11 protein-coding genes and 1 pseudogene are annotated in these 17,067 nt (G+C 44.7%); 6 read left to right on the top strand and 6 right to left on the bottom strand.

Annotation, left to right across the window (positions count from 1 at the left end):
• The first annotated feature begins 259 nt into the window (after positions 1–259).
• The gene (gene helD / locus LIX84_RS02705) at positions 260–2,329 is read left to right on the top strand and encodes a DNA helicase IV (protein ID WP_006742784.1); all 2,070 of its coding nucleotides are present in this window, start codon (positions 260–262) and stop codon (positions 2,327–2,329) included.
• Positions 2,330–2,406: 77 nt separating this feature from the next.
• On the opposite strand, the gene LIX84_RS02710 is transcribed toward helD, so the two are convergent.
• Both LIX84_RS02710 and torT read right to left on the bottom strand, forming a co-directional pair.
• The gene (locus LIX84_RS02710) at positions 2,407–2,862 is read right to left on the bottom strand and encodes a methylglyoxal synthase (protein WP_005376571.1); all 456 of its coding nucleotides are present in this window, start codon (positions 2,860–2,862) and stop codon (positions 2,407–2,409) included.
• Positions 2,863–2,926: 64 nt separating this feature from the next.
• Positions 2,927–3,976: a TMAO reductase system periplasmic protein TorT gene (gene torT / locus LIX84_RS02715; protein ID WP_080936816.1), complete on the bottom strand. Its 1,050-nt coding sequence runs from the start codon at positions 3,974–3,976 to the stop codon at positions 2,927–2,929.
• 43 nt (positions 3,977–4,019) lie between these two features.
• Here torT and torS point away from each other — a divergent pair, with 43 nt between their 5' ends.
• Positions 4,020–6,983 (top strand): TMAO reductase system sensor histidine kinase/response regulator TorS, encoded by a 2,964-nt coding sequence (torS, locus tag LIX84_RS02720; protein ID WP_226420554.1) that lies wholly within the window; start codon positions 4,020–4,022, stop codon positions 6,981–6,983.
• A gap of 49 nt (positions 6,984–7,032) precedes the next feature.
• Here the strand turns inward: torS and LIX84_RS02725 are convergent, their stop codons facing one another.
• The 3 genes and pseudogenes from LIX84_RS02725 to LIX84_RS02735 form a co-directional block, all read right to left on the bottom strand.
• Positions 7,033–7,224, bottom strand: a complete 192-nt coding sequence (locus tag LIX84_RS02725) for a hypothetical protein (protein ID WP_005376565.1) — start codon at positions 7,222–7,224, stop codon at positions 7,033–7,035.
• An 18-nt stretch (positions 7,225–7,242) separates the two neighbouring features.
• A pseudogene (locus LIX84_RS02730) lies at positions 7,243–9,597 on the bottom strand (fatty acid cis/trans isomerase).
• A gap of 89 nt (positions 9,598–9,686) precedes the next feature.
• A complete protein-coding gene (locus LIX84_RS02735; protein ID WP_226420555.1) occupies positions 9,687–10,058 on the bottom strand; it encodes a winged helix-turn-helix domain-containing protein in 372 nt (123 codons plus the stop codon).
• Positions 10,059–10,388: 330 nt separating this feature from the next.
• Here LIX84_RS02735 and LIX84_RS02740 point away from each other — a divergent pair, with 330 nt between their 5' ends.
• The gene (locus LIX84_RS02740) at positions 10,389–11,936 is read left to right on the top strand and encodes an arylsulfatase (RefSeq protein ID WP_226420556.1); all 1,548 of its coding nucleotides are present in this window, start codon (positions 10,389–10,391) and stop codon (positions 11,934–11,936) included.
• Positions 11,937–12,059: 123 nt separating this feature from the next.
• On the opposite strand, the gene LIX84_RS02745 is transcribed toward LIX84_RS02740, so the two are convergent.
• A complete protein-coding gene (locus LIX84_RS02745; RefSeq protein ID WP_005396661.1) occupies positions 12,060–12,917 on the bottom strand; it encodes a LysR family transcriptional regulator in 858 nt (285 codons plus the stop codon).
• 140 nt (positions 12,918–13,057) lie between these two features.
• Between LIX84_RS02745 and LIX84_RS02750 the strand changes: the two genes are divergently transcribed.
• The 3 genes from LIX84_RS02750 (at position 13,058) to LIX84_RS02760 (ending at position 17,061) form a co-directional block, all read left to right on the top strand.
• A complete protein-coding gene (locus LIX84_RS02750) occupies positions 13,058–14,584 on the top strand; it encodes an arylsulfatase (RefSeq protein WP_104972475.1) in 1,527 nt (508 codons plus the stop codon).
• 106 nt (positions 14,585–14,690) lie between these two features.
• On the top strand, positions 14,691–15,992 hold the full coding sequence (locus tag LIX84_RS02755; protein ID WP_226420557.1) for an anaerobic sulfatase maturase: 1,302 nt from the start codon (positions 14,691–14,693) through the stop codon (positions 15,990–15,992).
• A gap of 85 nt (positions 15,993–16,077) precedes the next feature.
• Positions 16,078–17,061 carry an AAA family ATPase gene (locus LIX84_RS02760; protein WP_226420558.1) on the top strand — a complete coding sequence of 328 codons (984 nt, stop codon included), beginning with the start codon at positions 16,078–16,080 and terminating at the stop codon, positions 17,059–17,061.
• Positions 17,062–17,067 lie beyond the last annotated feature (6 nt).

Consider the following 17,067-nt stretch of genomic DNA (forward strand, 5'->3'; position numbering starts at 1 on the left):
GATTTACTTTAAGAAAAATTCGTTGTTGCTGATAAAATCAACAGGGATGTCATTGACTTATACTAAAGCAGCCACGCAATGTGTCTATAATTGTAAAGTCAGCTTCAAATAGAATGAGCTTTAGGTTACTAAATCGACAGTAATGTGAATTTTATTAAAGAATAAAAGAAGATGCTTACTTAGGTGCTCGCCATTGCTACAATTTGGCGCCTTAAAATGATATAAATCGACAACTTCTAAATTAAAAGGCGCACGTTTCATGCAGCTCACTGCCACTAGCAAAGCACAGTTTTTTATTCAAAATGAGTACCATCACGTCGAAATAAAAGAGAACAGTGTTTTATTAAGCTCAATAGGCAGTGAAGAACATATTCCTTTTACGATCTGGAATGGCAAAGTTAGCGTAAAGCGTGGGTTGTTATGGAGCTCTTTGCAGTTTTTTGCTCATGAGCACGAAGGCAAACAACAAAGTTGGCTAGTACAAGGGCTACCGTGGCCACAATGCCGTAAGTTTGCTCTTGAAGCTGTTCGTCAGTATCAAGAATGGCACAATACTCAGTGCCGAAAACTGGCTGAGTATCTACCTAAGTGGGAAGAAGAGCTCTACAAACTTAAGCATCTTCCTGCCTATCTATCGCACTCTCAAGTGGTCTCCTGGGTGGAAAGTCTTAACCAAGAGTTAAGCGAAATGAAAACCACTCTAGAAGAAGCCAAAATGCGGATGCCGAATCGCATGGCGGAAATCGAACCTTGGCTTATTGATACGTCTGCGACGCTTGGTGAGCGTAATCGTGATTGGCTTGAGGAAGAACGTCCGAATTGGGAAGTGCTGTTTAATCGCATAGAATCTTCGCCTTTAAACTTATCCCAGCAATATGCGGTGTTGCTTAACGATGATCACAACTTAGTCCTTGCTGGCGCAGGCTCTGGCAAAACCAGTGTTTTAACGGCTCGAGTTGCATACTTGTTGCAAAGCCACCAGGCTCAAGCAGAAGAGTTGCTTATGCTGGCTTTCGGTCGTGATGCCGCGACTGAAATGAAAGAGCGTTTAGTGGATAAAGTAGGCATGGCCGCAGACGGTGTGCGTGTGAATACGTTCCATCAACTAGGCTTATATATACTCAATCAAGTTGAGCAACAGCCTGTTGAGATCAGTCCGTTGGCGTTAGATGACAACCAGCGAACAGCATGGTGTGTAGATTGGCTGAAAAAGCATTGGATGACGCCTACTAACTTTAAACGTTGGCAAAAACATTTAGACAAATGGCCGATTGCCTATTTAAAAGGGGACGATGAGTTAGGAAGTCACTCAGAAAACCCAAAACTGATCGCGTGGCTAGACTCTCAGTTGTCTCACTTAGCTGCGGTAGGGCTAACCAAAAAGCAAGTGCAAGAAAAGTTGGTAAATCACCAAGACTATACTCGTTTAAACAGCGAACTCGCCTTGTGTTGGCCATGTTTTACTGCGTGGCAGAAAATGCTTAAAGAAAGCAATCAAGTGGATTTCCCTACCATGATCAGTCGTGCGACAGATTATGTAAATAAAGGGAAATTTGTATCCCCATGGCGCTTCATTATGGTCGATGAGTACCAAGATATCTCTCCAGACCGTTTAGCTCTGATTGAAGCACTGTGCGAATCTACACAGAAACAAGCGGGTGCGACGTTGTTTGCGGTTGGTGATGACTGGCAGGCCATCTATCAGTTTGCTGGTGCGGACGTCGATCTTATCACTGGGTTTAAAGAGCGCTTTGCTCACTCTACCGTTCATCATCTAGATACGACTTATCGTTTCAACAATCAGATTGGTGATGTGGCAAACACTTTTGTTCAGCAAAACCCATCGCAATTGCCGAAAACACTAAATAGCCACAAGCAACGTAAGCAGAAGAGTGTGCATACCGCACCGAGCAACCAAGTTGAAAAGATCTTGGATCAATTGAATCAACAAGCCAAGCAAACCAAGTCAGTCTTATTGTTAGGACGTAATCATTATCATAAGCCCGACTTGTATGACGATTGGTTGCGACGTTTTCCTAATCTCGATATTCGTTTTATGACTTGCCATGCGAGTAAAGGGCGAGAGGCTGATTTTGTCATTATTCTTTCTGTGGATGAGGGGCAATTCCCTGCGAAGAAGAAGCAAATTCACATTGATGGCGCATTGACCGAGTCCAAAGACAAATTCCCTCACGCAGAAGAGCGCAGGCTGTTTTACGTGGCGATTACTCGTGCGAAAGAGAAGGTTTGGATTACGCACACTGGCGCTGGGTCCGCATTTGTTCAAGAGCTCGTCAATGGCGATTATCCGATCATCACTTCGCGTTGAAGGCAGAGTTCTGAATTTTAGAAACAATAAAGGCGATACTCAGTATCGCCTTTACGTTATTCGGTTGGAATCAAAGCTTACATGCGTTCAGCAAGATACGCTTCGTAATCCGGTACTTCAATATCCACTTCTTGCTCAAGAAGAGGGGAGTTAAACAAGAACTTAGCGGTGGCTCGGTTCGTTGCCACAGGAATATTCCAAACGCTAGCAATACGAAGAAGCGCTTTAACGTCTGGGTCGTGAGGTACGGCGTTGAGCGGATCCCAGAAGAAAACGAGAACGTCGATTTTGCCTTCTGAAATGAGCGCGCCAAGTTGTTGGTCACCGCCCATTGGGCCACTGATCATGCTCTTAATCGCCAGTCCAGTTTCTTTGCTCAACATGTGCCCGGTTGTGCCTGTCGCGTAAAGAAAGTGACTCTGCAGTTTTTCTTTGTTTTCTTTTACCCAGCGAAGTAGCTCAGGTTTGCAGTTGTCATGGGCAACCAAAGCCACATGTTTGTGGGTTGGCATGGTACGAATGGTTTTTTGCATCAAGATGTTTCCGTTTGTATGATTTTAAAATTGTTGTTATTCAATAGAACACGTTTTTTGTCTTTCAATCAACAGCCTTAACACGGAATGTCGGCCTATATTCTGACGGAGATAACGATTCTTCGATCGTATCGTCATGAAGTGTCTTCGGAGTCAGTGGCTTGATCGTTGGTGAGGCATGTTTGTCATACTCTTCACCCCTCAAGTAATGCGCTGCTTGCATGACGGAAAGCCTGCCTTGCTGCACCATTTTATCTGTTGGCGCGAAGAGCACTTTGTTACGCAATAGTCCTCGGTAAACACCATGACTTAAGTACACAGAAACCAAACCGATCTCCTCAGCTTTGCCTGCGCTACGCAGTTCACTGATAGCGGCTTCAATCGCAACCGCGCTGCCAACGATATAATCTATATTTCCCATATCAATCACACGTTGAACCAAGTTACGCTGTAACTCTTTGTCGTTGTCTGCCCAAAACGAGTCAACGATGTTGATATCACTTCCTTGGATCGCTTCATAAAATCCGGCAGTCACGGGCTTCGTGCCTCCACGAGTACGCGGCCCCAAAAGTAAGGCAATGTTTGTTTTTCCTGATCCCTTTGGATGACGAGCAGCCAGATATTTTCCTGCTTCGTATCCCATCCAGTGCCAGTCAACACCGACCGTACCTTTTAACAGCTCACTTTGCTCTTCATCCAGATCGAGTTGGTTCACAGTAGCAAAGACAGGAATGTTTCCGACCCAATTCTTAAGCGAATGTTCATAGGCTTGTGGGTCCACGGTCCCAAGGACAATCGCATCTGCTCCCCATTGGCTGCACAGTGCGAGTTGTTGCTCTTGACGCGTTTTGTTTGGGTAGCCACCCGCTTCAAGGACTCTCAGCTCGACGCCTTCTTTTTTCGCTTCGGACACCATTCCATAGTTTACTGATAACCAGTATGAATCCTTTAGGTGAGGGTAAATGGCACATACTTTTTCTGCTGCAACCACTGGTAAAGAAGCGACAAGGGCTAATGTGACTGCAGAATGTTTGAAAATTGTGCGAAATGCGTGTTGATTTTTAACCATGAAATGAAGTTCGTTGGCATAGATTAAGTAAACACTGCAAAATATAACGTAATATGTCGCTGAACACGAACATTAAGGTCATGAAAATATGTTGCTAGCAACCGCAAGCATCGGTCGTAAACTCTTGTTGTCTTTCATTGCGATGGCAATGCTGGTTATGTTATCGGCACTTATTGGTGTGTCTGGATTTTCTTTAGTTGCCAAGACGGAAAGAAATGTCGTGGATTCTGCAATTCCCGCCATGATTGAAGCGAGGCAAGTCTCTGAGTTGAGTACTCGCATCATTTCGTCTGTACAACTGTTATCGAACGCAAGAAACGAGCAGGAAAGAAAAGAGTCTGGGCGTGTGCTTTTCGAACAGCTCGAATCATTGCTTACTCATATCAAAGAGCTGGGGAGTGAGTCGTTTGATTCTCAATTGCTAGAAGATCTCGAGAGTAACGTCCAGAACGTTATCGACAACTTGGCAGAACTTGGTGTTTCGGTTGAAAGAAAGCTGTGGCTGGCAAAAGAGATTGATACTCGTGTCGAAGAGATGCGCTTACTGAGTGAAGAGTTGGAACAGCTAACTCGCACGCAAGTTCAGAACACGAGCACCATTGCCGTTGCTAACGTCACACACATCTATGACTTATTAGAATCGAATAAAAAATCGCAAGTTTATCAGGCACTAGATGCGCTGGTGGAAGTGGATCTAGATCTGACGGAGCGATTGCATGAGCTGCACTTACTGGCTTTTAAAATGCTGAATCAAATTGAAGAAGCTCGCACATTAACCAATATTGAGCGCATCCAGCAGGTGCAAGGTGATTTTGAAAGTAATCTCAAAATCATGAAGCGCCGTGTGCTTGCCGTGGAAGATCCCACTCGCTCTAAACAAATGAGCCAACTACTAACAGAGCTCGGTAAGCGTCAGGTCGTGTTCACTATTTTGATGCAGCAGTATGAGAATAACGAACAATCTCAACAACTGATGCAAAAGACACTGGAATTGTTTTCGGAGCTGAATGGCACCGTAAACAAATTGGTTGATGATTCAAACAAAACGACAACCGTCGCTGTGGATGAATTGACGAGCACGCTGAAATTCGCTCAGTGGTCTCTAACGGTGATTTCAATTGTTGGTTTGATTGTGTTGGTGCTGATTTTATGGCGTGTTGTATACCTTTCTGTGGTTAAGCGATTGGCAGAGTACTCTGCCGCGCTGCTTTCTGTGGCGCAGGGTAACTTAGCCGTCGAGCTGGAGGTAAAAGGCAAAGATGAGCTAGCGCATATGGGGCAAGCTATCATCACGGCTCGAAATACAGCGCAAGCGCTAAAAGTGGTCGCAGAGGGAGAAGCTCAAGCCAAGCGAGAGCTCGAAGAGCACAAAGAGCATTTGGAAGAGCTCGTTGAGCAACGTACTTCGCAGTTAAAACAAGCGAACCGCCGTTTGAATGAAGAGGTTTTGAATCACGCGAAAGCTCGTAAGCAAGCAGAGCAAGCGAGTCGAGCTAAATCAGCATTCTTGGCGACCATGAGCCATGAGATCAGAACGCCGATGAATGGAGTGCTCGGAACGGCACGTTTGTTGATTGATTCAGGCCTCAACCCTATTCAAAAGCGTTATGCGGAAATCATCAACCGCAGTGGTAAAACGTTGCTCGCGATTCTGAATGATGTGCTGGACTACTCCAAGATTGAAGCAGGGCATTTAGAGATTCGCCACATGGGCTTCGATTTACACCAAATGGTTGAAGACACTTTCCAGTTAATGAATAGCCGAGCTCAAGAGAAGAAGCTGTTGTTTTCCTATCATATTGAAAGTGATGTAAGTCGCTATTGGAAAGGGGATGTCACCAGAATCAGTCAGGTGCTGAACAATCTCGTCGGAAACGCGATTAAATTTACTGACGAAGGTGAAATTGATATCTATGTTAGCCTCAACCCAGAGGATGAGTCGCAAGTCCTATTCGAAGTATCAGATACCGGGATAGGTATTGCCAAAAAAGATCAGAGAACGTTGTTTGATGCCTTCACGCAAGCCGAAGGTGGGATGAGTCAAACAGGAGGAACAGGGCTTGGCCTTGCCATCAGTAAACGAATCATTGAAGCGATGGGCGGCATTTTAGAAGTCGATTCTGAAGAAGGACATGGCAGTCGATTCTGGTTCTCCATTCCATTAGAGGAAAGTGAGCCTGTTGAAACCGGTGCAGTGGCAACCGCGCGCTGCAAAGTGAAAGCGAAAGTCTTGTTGGTAGAAGACAATGAAGTAAACCGAGTGGTTGCGGAAGGCTTTTTAGAAAGCATGGGCCACCAGGTCGTGATGGCAGAAAACGGCTCACAAGCAGAGCGACTGATCAGCACGCAGGATTTTGATATCGCTTTAGTCGACATCAACTTGCCAGACTGTGATGGAACCGAGTTAATCCAACGTTTAAAACAAATTGAATGTAACAAACCAGCCAATAAAGCCCTTGCTGCTACGCCTATGATCGCAGTGTCTGCACACGTTTTTGCCGAAGAAGTTGAGCGCTATTTAGCTGCAGGTTTTGACGGGTATTTACCTAAACCATTGGCAAAAGAAGCTCTAGCGGCATTGATTCAGGACGTGCTGGATGGAAAACCGTTGTTGTTGCCACAAAATGCCGACTGTACCCCGTTTGATCAAACTTCGCCTCAAGAACAAGCGATACAATCAAAGGTTGTTCAAGTCCCTAAAACAGAGGAATCAGATGTGGTCATCATTAACCCGAGCGTGATTGAGTCCGATATGAAAATCTTGGGCAGAGAGAAGATGTTGCACATCATTAATCTGTTTAGAACGACCAGTGCCGATGTACTAAGCAAGCTGCAAGCGTCTGCTGGTGGTAATGACAGTAAAGAAGTGAAGAACCTTGCTCACAAACTAAAAGGCAGCGCAGGGAGTTTAGGGCTTACGGCATTAATGAACTCTTGCCAAGCAATTGAAGCTGCACCTCAACCTTTAGATACCTATATGGCGACTAAAGATCAATTGGCGTCTCAAGTGTCTGAATCAATTCAAGCTCTTGATGAGTTGATGGCGAAGTAAATCAATTGCATCCCAAAAACAAAAACCTCCGGCAAGCCGGAGGTTTTTTCTATTCGGTCATGTCATCTTCCCACTCGAATCGAGTGTCTAGGGCATAAGGGTCGTCATCAAAAGGATGCTCCACTTTGCCACGCAAGTATTCGAGTTGATGCTCAAGCATGTTGACCGTTTCGTAGTCTCCCTCAGAACAAGCAACGTAAATCTGTTGTTCAAGAGCGGCAATGTTATCTCGGATACCCATGAGAACCCCCTTAAATCATCATCGATTCTCAAAACGATTATAGTCAAGTAATCCAAATTCGATCGGTTGTTTTGTACGGTACCAATTATGCAGACGATCGCTAAACGGCCAGAATTTTTCTGAGCTTCTGCGAATCGCAAAATTATCCAATAACTTAACGTAATCGGATTCATTTTGGATGGCACTAAATTGATCGACAAATTCTTTTACTTGATTTTCGTTTATCGAGAAAAATGCCGCTGGGTAGCTTCCCACAACGCCACGTACGATGGTCATATCATCGTTAGCAAAGTCCCGGTTGCTTTCTTCATCAAACAAGCTAGAGATATTCGTGTGTGCATTATTGTGAAGTAGGGTGAACAACTCATCTTTTCCAGATTGGCTTCTCACCATAAGCATGGTGATTTGCGGAACGGTTTTCAGACCTTCTCCGCGAACTTGGCCAATACGTTGGAGCTGTTGTTCACTTTGAGCAGAAAGCTCAGTATCTTTAACCTCGTAGCGCGGAAGAAGAACATCTGAAACTCGTTCTCTAAGCAACTCGACTAACTCTGTTTTTGGTTCGTTAGTTTTGTACTCGACGCTGGTTGGTTGGTTAAATGGTTTCACGTTGCGTTGTAAAAAGTCACTTAACTGTGGACTTTGATCTTTATACCAGCTTGATTGCAGTTCATGACGCATGTCGGTTGGCAGCAAAGATATAAAGTTACTTTCGCCTTCCAGACGCAAGAAGTCCATGAACATTCGTGTCATGAGTTGGTGGCCGAAGTTGCCGTACACATCAAACCCAGCAACGAGCAAATAGTGGATGCGTTCTAGCAACGCGTAGTCAAGAATCCATACCGTTTTCGGCTGCTCGCCAACTAACCCTTGTACGACTGACGCGCTGTCAAAGTGGCGGAAAATCGTTAATGCCGCATTGTGGTTGGTGCCATTACCGTCCCAAATTACGTCGGTGGATAGGTTTTCGCCTTCCTTAAACCAGTTATTGGTAAATTCAGACTTGGCTTCTAGGTAGCGAGTTTGCTGACGCGCGTATTTAACCCAGTTGGTAACAGGCAGCGTGTTGCTTTCCTGCTCTGCTGGCAGTCTTAGGTTATCAGCCTGAGAGCGGTAAAACTCATTTACTTCAGGGATATCTGCTTTATCTGGATCTAGAAAGAATATCCAAAAGCGATCATTGATAACATTCAGTGCAAGTTGGCCACGACAAACAGGCCCTTTAATGTAAGCCATGATCGTGTTTTGCGCATTGTCCAACATAAACTTGAAGCGTGATTTAACCGGAAGATCGATAAATGATGTCATCGGGTTTGCAGCAACTTCAGGTTCATAACTCGGTAGTTGATTAACCGTGTAATCAGCATCGATAAACCAAGTGTTCCAGTTTTCAATACGTTGCTTGTTTAACGCGAACGGCATGTGCGTTTTATCTACAATCGTCCCTTGTTCTGGAATAATTCGATAAAACACGCGCTCAACCCCGGGGTCATCGTACGGGCGACGTGTTGAAATACGTTTTACTGGTTGCCCCGGTGGAGTAGAAGAACGAACTAATGTAAAGAATCGAGGATCTTCAGTGAGTTCTGAAAAGTAGAGGTGAGACAAAAACAAATGCTCGTAAATATAGCGAGCCATCAGTTGATTTTTTAGATCAGCGCGATTGAGCAAAGTTTCATACTTGTCGATTTGAGCTTGCTCTTGTTCACTAATTGGTTGATGAACGTTCATTATCGCGCCGTTTTCCAGCCAAGTCATCAGTGTGTGGTATTCACTGTTTGATAGGTTTGGCATACCAAAAGGCATTCCCCAGGTTGGGTTATCTTTTTCGTACTATTCGTACTCTTCAATTGTTGGACAGGTTTGTTCTCGGTCTATCGAAAAATCAAAACCTTCTAACTGGACTTGATCAGGCAGCGGGTGGCGTTCTTTTTGTTGTAGCAAACGTGCAATGAGGCCTGCATCAATGTTGGCCGCCATGTTCTGATCACGTTCGTTAAGTACCGGATGAAAACCCGCATCACGCCACTCTTGGGTTGTTTCTGCATCTTCGAATAAGCGTGTTGGCGCGGCGGCAGTAAGTCTTGTTCCTTCATATACCAGTGCTTTGCTTGCGCCACGGTCAATACCCTCAACGGAAGAAAGCTTAAGCTGACATGGTGCATCGTAGCACGCATGACAGACGACACAGCGGTTATCCATAATGGGTTTGACTTCGCTTTGGAAGAAGTTTGCTTGAGGTGTAGCTACGTCCGCCGTACGTTCACGAACGAGCTGTGGACCAAACAGTTGGTCATAGTTAAGGCCCGCATAGGTTGCACAGCCAGCAAACAATGTAGCAATGCAAAGTATAAAAATTAAGCGCAAATTCATTGAGTTATTTTACGTGATTAGAATTTGCATTAATTAAAGCAAAATAAGCGGTCAATTACCAAAAGTTGGAGCAATTCGCCGCGATTTCTTTACTTTTTCGCATGCTTAAATACATAACCTTGTCGATGAACGGTCTGAATTCGATCCGCGTTAATCCCTTCGCTAACCAGTCGTTTTCTTATTCTACTAATGTGCATATCGAGTGCGCGGTCATGCTCCGAGAAAGTGCGCTTCAGTACCGTTTCATAAAGGAAAGGTTTGCTAAGCACTTGATCTTGATAATGAGTCAGAGTACGGAGCAGCTCGAATTGAACGCTTGTGAGCTGAACAAACTTTTTGTCTGGCGGACGATTTATCATCACAGTATGGCTGTGCTTATCCAGTACGAGCTCATATTCATTATTGAGACCGTTATTGGAAGCTGCCGTCTTAGGAGCAGACGAAAGGGTAGACTCAAACATATTGGCATTTTAATTATTAATGATAGTAAAAACTATTATCATTAATGTTGGCGTGAAATCAATGCTGTATTTTATTTGTAATGCAATATGTCGGAGTCATATCAAAATTCTGATATGGAAGAAATGACTCTACGAGGGAACGAGCACCAATTTAAATCGCCAAATCAATAAGTATTACCACAATTTCTAAAGCAAATAATCAGCTATTTTGGGGACTAGAGCAGCTTTTAATGTATCTAAAGTTCTTATTTCTAAGATTCGCTTATCCACTATTTCTAGACTATACATTCTGTTGCAGGAAGCTCTTTTCTAATACACACAGAGGTTTATATGACAGCGAAATATGGCGTAAAACGTCGATTAGCGATTCTTGCCGCCGCCTTAATTGGCGCGACAAGTAGCAGTATCGCGGCAGAGAAACCTAACATTCTCGTCATTTGGGGTGATGATATTGGCCAGTCCAATCTCAGTGCTTACACCTTCGGTTTGATGGGATACAAAACACCAAACATAGACAGCATCGCGAAAGAGGGCATGATGTTCACGGATTATTACGGTGAACAATCTTGTACTGCGGGCCGTTCTACTTTTATCACCGGCCAGACCGTCCTTAGAACGGGTTTAAGTAAAGTAGGGCTTCCTGGCGCAGATCTTGGCTTGAAGGAAGAAGATGCCACCATTGCCGAAATGTTGAAGCCGATGGGCTATATGACGGGTCAATTTGGTAAAAATCATTTAGGCGACAAAGACGAACACCTGCCTACTAACCACGGCTTCGATGAATTTTTTGGCAACCTTTATCACTTGAACGCCGAGGAAGAACCAGAAAACGTCGATTACCCTAAAGATCCAGAATTTCGTAAAAAGTTTGGTCCACGAGGCGTTATTCGCTCGTACGCTGACGGCAAAATCGAGGACACCGGGCCTCTGACTCGCAAGCGTATGGAAACCGTGGATGAAGAGACGTTGGATGCGGCACTCGATTTTATGGATCGTGCCGTCAAAGCTGAAAAACCTTTCTTCGTCTGGTGGAACGCAACGCGTATGCATTTCCGCACCCACGTGAAAGAAGAGAATTCGGGAAAAACAGGCATCAGTGAGTATGCAGATGGCATGGTCGAGCATGATAATCATGTCGGCCAACTACTGAAAAAAGTGGACGATTTGGGCATAAAAGACAACACGATAGTCTTTTATTCAACCGATAATGGTCCGCACATGAACTCGTGGCCAGATGCAGGTACAACGCCATTCCGTGGAGAGAAAAATACCAACTGGGAAGGTGCGTATCGAGTCCCTGCGATGGTACGTTGGCCGGGTAAAATTAAAGCTGGCGCTGTCTCGAATGATATCATGCACCATATGGACTGGATGCCAACTTTCGTTGCTGCCGCAGGTGATGACAGTATCAAAGAGAAATTACTCAAAGGCTATAGTGCGAATGGTAAGAAATTCAAAGTTCATCTCGATGGTTACAACTTCCTGCCATATTTAACTGGCAAAGAAGAGAAAGCACCGCGTGAAGAGATTTTTTACTTCTCGGATGATGGAGACTTAACCGCACTTCGTTATAACAAGTGGAAACTGGTTTTCATGGAGCAACGAGCAAAAGGTACGCTGCGCATTTGGGCGGAACCATTCACCACACTTCGTGTTCCTAAGATCTTCAACTTACGTATGGACCCTTACGAAGTGGCTGATATCACTTCCAACACCTACTATGATTGGATGCTAGACCGTGCTTACATGCTGGTTCCTGCCCAAGCTTACGTAGGCAGATTCCTCGAAACGTTTAAAGAGTTCCCACCAAGGCAAAAAGCAGCAAGCTTCTCGCTCGATCAGGTGATGGAGAAATTAAAAGAGAACCCAAATAAGTAGGCTAGTGCTACGTAAGCAATACGATGCAACCATATAGAAAAGAGGCTCATATGAGCCTCTTTTTTCCGTCTAATAAAAGCTTTCAGAGCAACGAATGGCAAAGAAAATGCGAATCAACAAGGCCTACAAGGAAACTGGCTCGTAGTGGGCTGCCGTTAAGTTCGCTTTAATTTTTTCACGTAGCGCAATATGAGCAGGGTTGTTCATCTCTCGCTTATGGTAAACAAACTTGTAAGGGATAGCGCATATAGAAATAGGGCATTGCAGAACTTGAAGCTTAAGGGCTTTACTCCATTTGTTTGCAAAAGATTGAGACACTAAGCCTAAACAATCGCGTTGCGCGACGTACAACGCCATACCAGCAAGCGAAGATGTGATCAAATCGACTTTTCTCTCTTGAATAGTTTCTTGGGATAGCTGCTCAAAACCGCTCATGTTGTTCCATTTCCCTGAAAACAAACAGTGAGTTTCCTCATAAAACTGTTCTTTTGAGAGCGAGCCTTGTACGCGGGGATGATTCTCACGACAGATAATCACCGCCTCTTCTTCGTAGGCATCTTCAATAATAAACGCCGCATCTTTTGTGATAACAGTATCAATGACAAGATCGACTTTTTGTTGTCTTAGAAGCTCAAATAATAAGAACTTTTCGGGTGGTGATTCATAAAAAATAGTGTTCTTTATCGGGTCCATAATGTGCAATAAAATTTCGGAACAACACACTTCAAAATGATTCTTATCGGATATCGCATTATCAATGATATTAACCGCTTGCTGGAATTGTGGTAGCAGTTGATAGGCGGTGGATGTTAGTGCGATTCCTCGCCCTTTTTTGACAAATAATTGCTTATCGACCACTTGTTCTAAACGCTTTATTGCAGCGCTCACAGCAGGTTGCGTAAGCCCCAATTGTTCCGCGGCTTTTGTATAAGATTGGAACTCCGCGACAACAAGAAAAGTTTGGATCAAATTCAAGTCCATAACGTTACTCATAAATTTAATTTATAGGTTAACTAATTCTGACTGCATTTATCGCCTGAAATTAGTGCTTTATCTTATATCAACAATGGTATTGAAAAGCGAATACCATTTTTACGCACTAGCGAACTCTTGGAGATAATATGAAAAATGCGACCAAAACGAGCAGTAAAAAACTCGTACTTAACGCATGTACGTTAGCATTAGGCGCTGCATCTGCAGTTGCACACGCAGCGGACAAACCCAACATTCTTGTCATCTTTGGTGATGATGTTGGTTACTGGAACCTTAGTACCTACAACCAAGGCATGATGGCGTACAACACGCCGAACATCGATAGCATTGCTAAAGAAGGTGCGAAGTTCACTAACTTCTACGCACAGCAAAGTTCGACAGCAGGCCGTTCTGCATTCATCACTGGTCAAATGCCAAAACGTACTGGTCTATCAAAAGTGGGCTTACCAGGCGCTCCGCAAGGTATCTCGGAAAAAGATCCAACGATTGCAACCGTGCTTAAGCAAATGGGTTATGCAACCGGACAATTTGGTAAGAACCATTTAGGCGACCGAGACGAACACCTTCCTACCAACCACGGTTTTGATGAGTTTTTCGGCAACCTATATCACTTGAACGCGGAAGAAGAGCCAGAGAACGTGGATTATCCTAAAGATCCAGAGTTCAAGAAGAAATTTGGCCCTCGTGGCGTAATCCACTCTTACGCTGACGGCAAAATTGAAGATACCGGTCCACTTACGCGTAAGCGTATGGAAAATGTTGACGGTGAATTCCTTGATGCTGCGGAAACCTTCATAGAAAAACAAGTAAAAGCGGATAAGCCGTTCTTTACTTGGTTTAACACCACTCGCATGCACAACTTCACGCATGTTCCTGAAGAATACAAAGGTAAAACAGGCGCTGGTTTTTATGCAGATGGCGTGAAGCAGCACGATGATCAAATTGGTCACCTACTTAACAAGATCAAAGAGTTGGGTGTGGATGACAATACAATCATTGTTTACACCACTGACAACGGCCCTATGGTTGATTTGTGGCCTGATGCAGGGATGACACCATTCCGCTCTGAGAAAAACACTGGCTGGGAAGGCAGTTTCCGTGTGCCGATGTTGATTAAATGGCCTGGAAACATCGAAGCAGGTAAAACGTTCAACGGCATGATGTCATTAGAGGATTTCTTCCCGACATTGGTTGCTGCAGCGGGTGACACCAAAGTTAAAGATGAATTACTAAAAGGTAAGAAAGTTGGTGATATGGACTATAAAGTTCACCTAGATGGTTATAACCAACTGCCATATCTAACGGGTAAATCAGACAAATCTGCTCGTAATGAGTTCGTTTACTGGAGCGATGACGGTGATCTTGTGGCATTACGCCAAGGAAAGTACAAGTTCCACTTTATGATTCAAGAGAATGAAACGGGCATGGATGTATGGCGCAAGCCGTTTACTAAACTTCGTGTTCCATTGATCTTCGACTTGAGTATCGACCCATTCGAACGTGGTGACCAAGGTATGGGTTACTCTCGTTGGATGTACGAGCGTTCATTCTTAATGATGCCAGCGATGGATACAGTGAAAGAAGTGATGGGTACATTCAAAGAATTCCCACCTCGTATGGAAGCAGGTTCGTTCGTACCTAAGTCTTCTAAGTAATTAATATTATATAGCGCTTTTCGGAGCGCTATATACCCAAATAGCTTCAATTCCTGCTGAAATGTGATTACGAGGTTATTTGGGTATATTAAATAGTGAGAAACGTATGAGTAAGATTTCCCCTCGCCATTCTACTACCATGCCTATTGTTCCTCTTAAAACGGCGTCTAAAGCACCGGTTCCGGGTGCTTACGATCGTCGATTCCATGTGATGGCAAAGCCAGGCGGAGCAAAATGCAATATCGATTGTCAGTACTGCTTTTATCTGCATAAAGAAAATCTATTGCACCAAGAAAAGCAGCCAAAAATGGACGATGCAACACTGGAAGCGTTCGTGAAAAGCTACATCGAAAGTCAGGATGGCGAAGAAATTGTTTTCTCATGGCAGGGCGGTGAGCCAACGCTACTTGGGTTGGACTATTTCCGCAATGTTGTAGCTCTGCAAAAGAAACATCAGCCGAAAGGCGTTCGCATTGAAAACGACCTTCAGACCAACGGCATTTTGCTAAACGATGAGTGGTGCGCGTTTTTAAAAGAGCACAACTTCCTAGTTGGCTTGTCGATTGATGGGCCACGAGAGCTGCACGACAAATATCGCAAAACCCGCAGCGGTAAGCCGACGTTTGATCTGGTGATGAAAGCGGTAGATAAGCTCAAAGCGCATGGCGTGAAATTCAACGCGTTGGTGACGGTCAATCGTCACAATGCGAAATACCCGCTCGAAGTGTATCGATTTTTAACCCAAGAATTGGGTGTGACTTACATTCAGTTTGCACCGGTGGTAGAAGCGAACGACTTCCAAACAACCGCGCCGCAGTTTTGGAACGAACAGATGATCCCAACCAAAGGCAGTGATCTGGCGAAACCGGGTCACCCAATGTCTGTTGTGACGGATTGGTCGGTCGATCCTGAAGATTGGGGACGCTTTTTAATGGCGACCTTTGAAGAGTGGGTGAATAACGATCTTGGCCGTGTACTGGTTAACCTGTTTGAAACCGCGGTAGCGCAAGTAATGGGAAAACCTTCCCAACTTTGCGTGACAGCTGAGTTTTGTGGCAAAGGCTTGGCGATTGAGCACAATGGCGACGTGTTCAGTTGCGACCACTATGTGTACCCAGAATACAAACTCGCCAACATTCATGAACACTCATTGAATGACATGGCCTTCTCTACACGACAATACACCTTTGGCATGGCAAAACGCGCATCTTTGCCGGCGTATTGTAAGCAGTGTCCCTACTTGACTTATTGCTGGGGCGAGTGTCCGAAAAACCGTCTGATCAAAACGCCGAATGGCGAGGCTGGACTAAACTATCTGTGTTCGGGAATCAAAATGTTCTTTGATTACTCGTTACCGATGTTGGTTGGTCTTGCGCAGCTTCTCCAATCTGAAGAACCGCAAAGATAACATAGTGAATATAACCTTAAGTTATTTCATTTGTTCTTATACTTAACTATTGAAAAGACGGCTTAAACCACTGAAAAGGTACCCTATGAACCGCGCACAACAAGCGATAAAAGAACTCATCGAACAAACAGAAAAAAGCGTCATTGGACAAAGCCACGTGGTTCGAGCTTTAGTCATCGGGTTATTAACGAACGGGCACATTCTTCTAGAAGGTTTACCGGGAACGGCAAAAACACGTTCTGTAAAATCGTTGGCGAACTTGTTAAACACCAGTTTTGGGCGAATCCAGTTTACGCCGGACCTTTTACCATCAGACGTGACGGGGACCGAGGTTTATCAAGAGTTGGATGGCAAGCCGCAACTCCATTTTCAGCCAGGGCCAATTTTTAATAGCATTGTGCTTGCCGATGAGGTCAACCGTGCGCCAGCCAAAGTACAAGCAGCGCTGCTTGAAGCCATGGCCGAAGGCACAATCACGGTAGGTGATAAAACTCACGTATTGCCAGACTTGTTTATGGTGCTTGCAACGCAAAACCCAGTAGAACAAGAGGGCACGTATCCGCTGCCAGAAGCACAAATGGACCGTTTTATCATGAAGGTTACCGTCGATTACCCAGAAGATGAAGCCGAACGTGACATCATTCGATTGGTGCGCAGTGAAGAATTAGGTGCGGAAACCAGCAGCGAAATTATTACGCCAAAACACATCGAACCTGACGAGGTGCTAGAAGCACGTCGTCAACTACCTGATATTGTTGTGTCAGATCTAGTGGAAAACTACATTGTCGCGTTAGTGATGGCGACTCGTAAGCCAGAGCGTTATGCCGATTCAAACTTAGCAAAATGGATTGAGATTGGCTCTAGTCCTCGTGCTTCCATCGCACTAGACAAATGCGCTCGTGCGTATGCGTGGATGCAAGGACGTGACCATGTCACTCCTGACGATGTGCGAGCCATGGTCCCGTCTGTACTGGGCCACCGTTTTTCTTTGACCTACGATGCACTAGCAGACGGAGTCGATCACCAACGCGTCGTGCAAGAGCTGCTAGATTGTGTAGAAATTGGGTAAGCGGGA

The sequence above is a fragment of the Vibrio sp. E14 genome (assembly GCF_020515785.1).
In the GTDB taxonomy this organism is placed as follows: domain Bacteria; phylum Pseudomonadota; class Gammaproteobacteria; order Enterobacterales; family Vibrionaceae; genus Vibrio; species Vibrio diabolicus.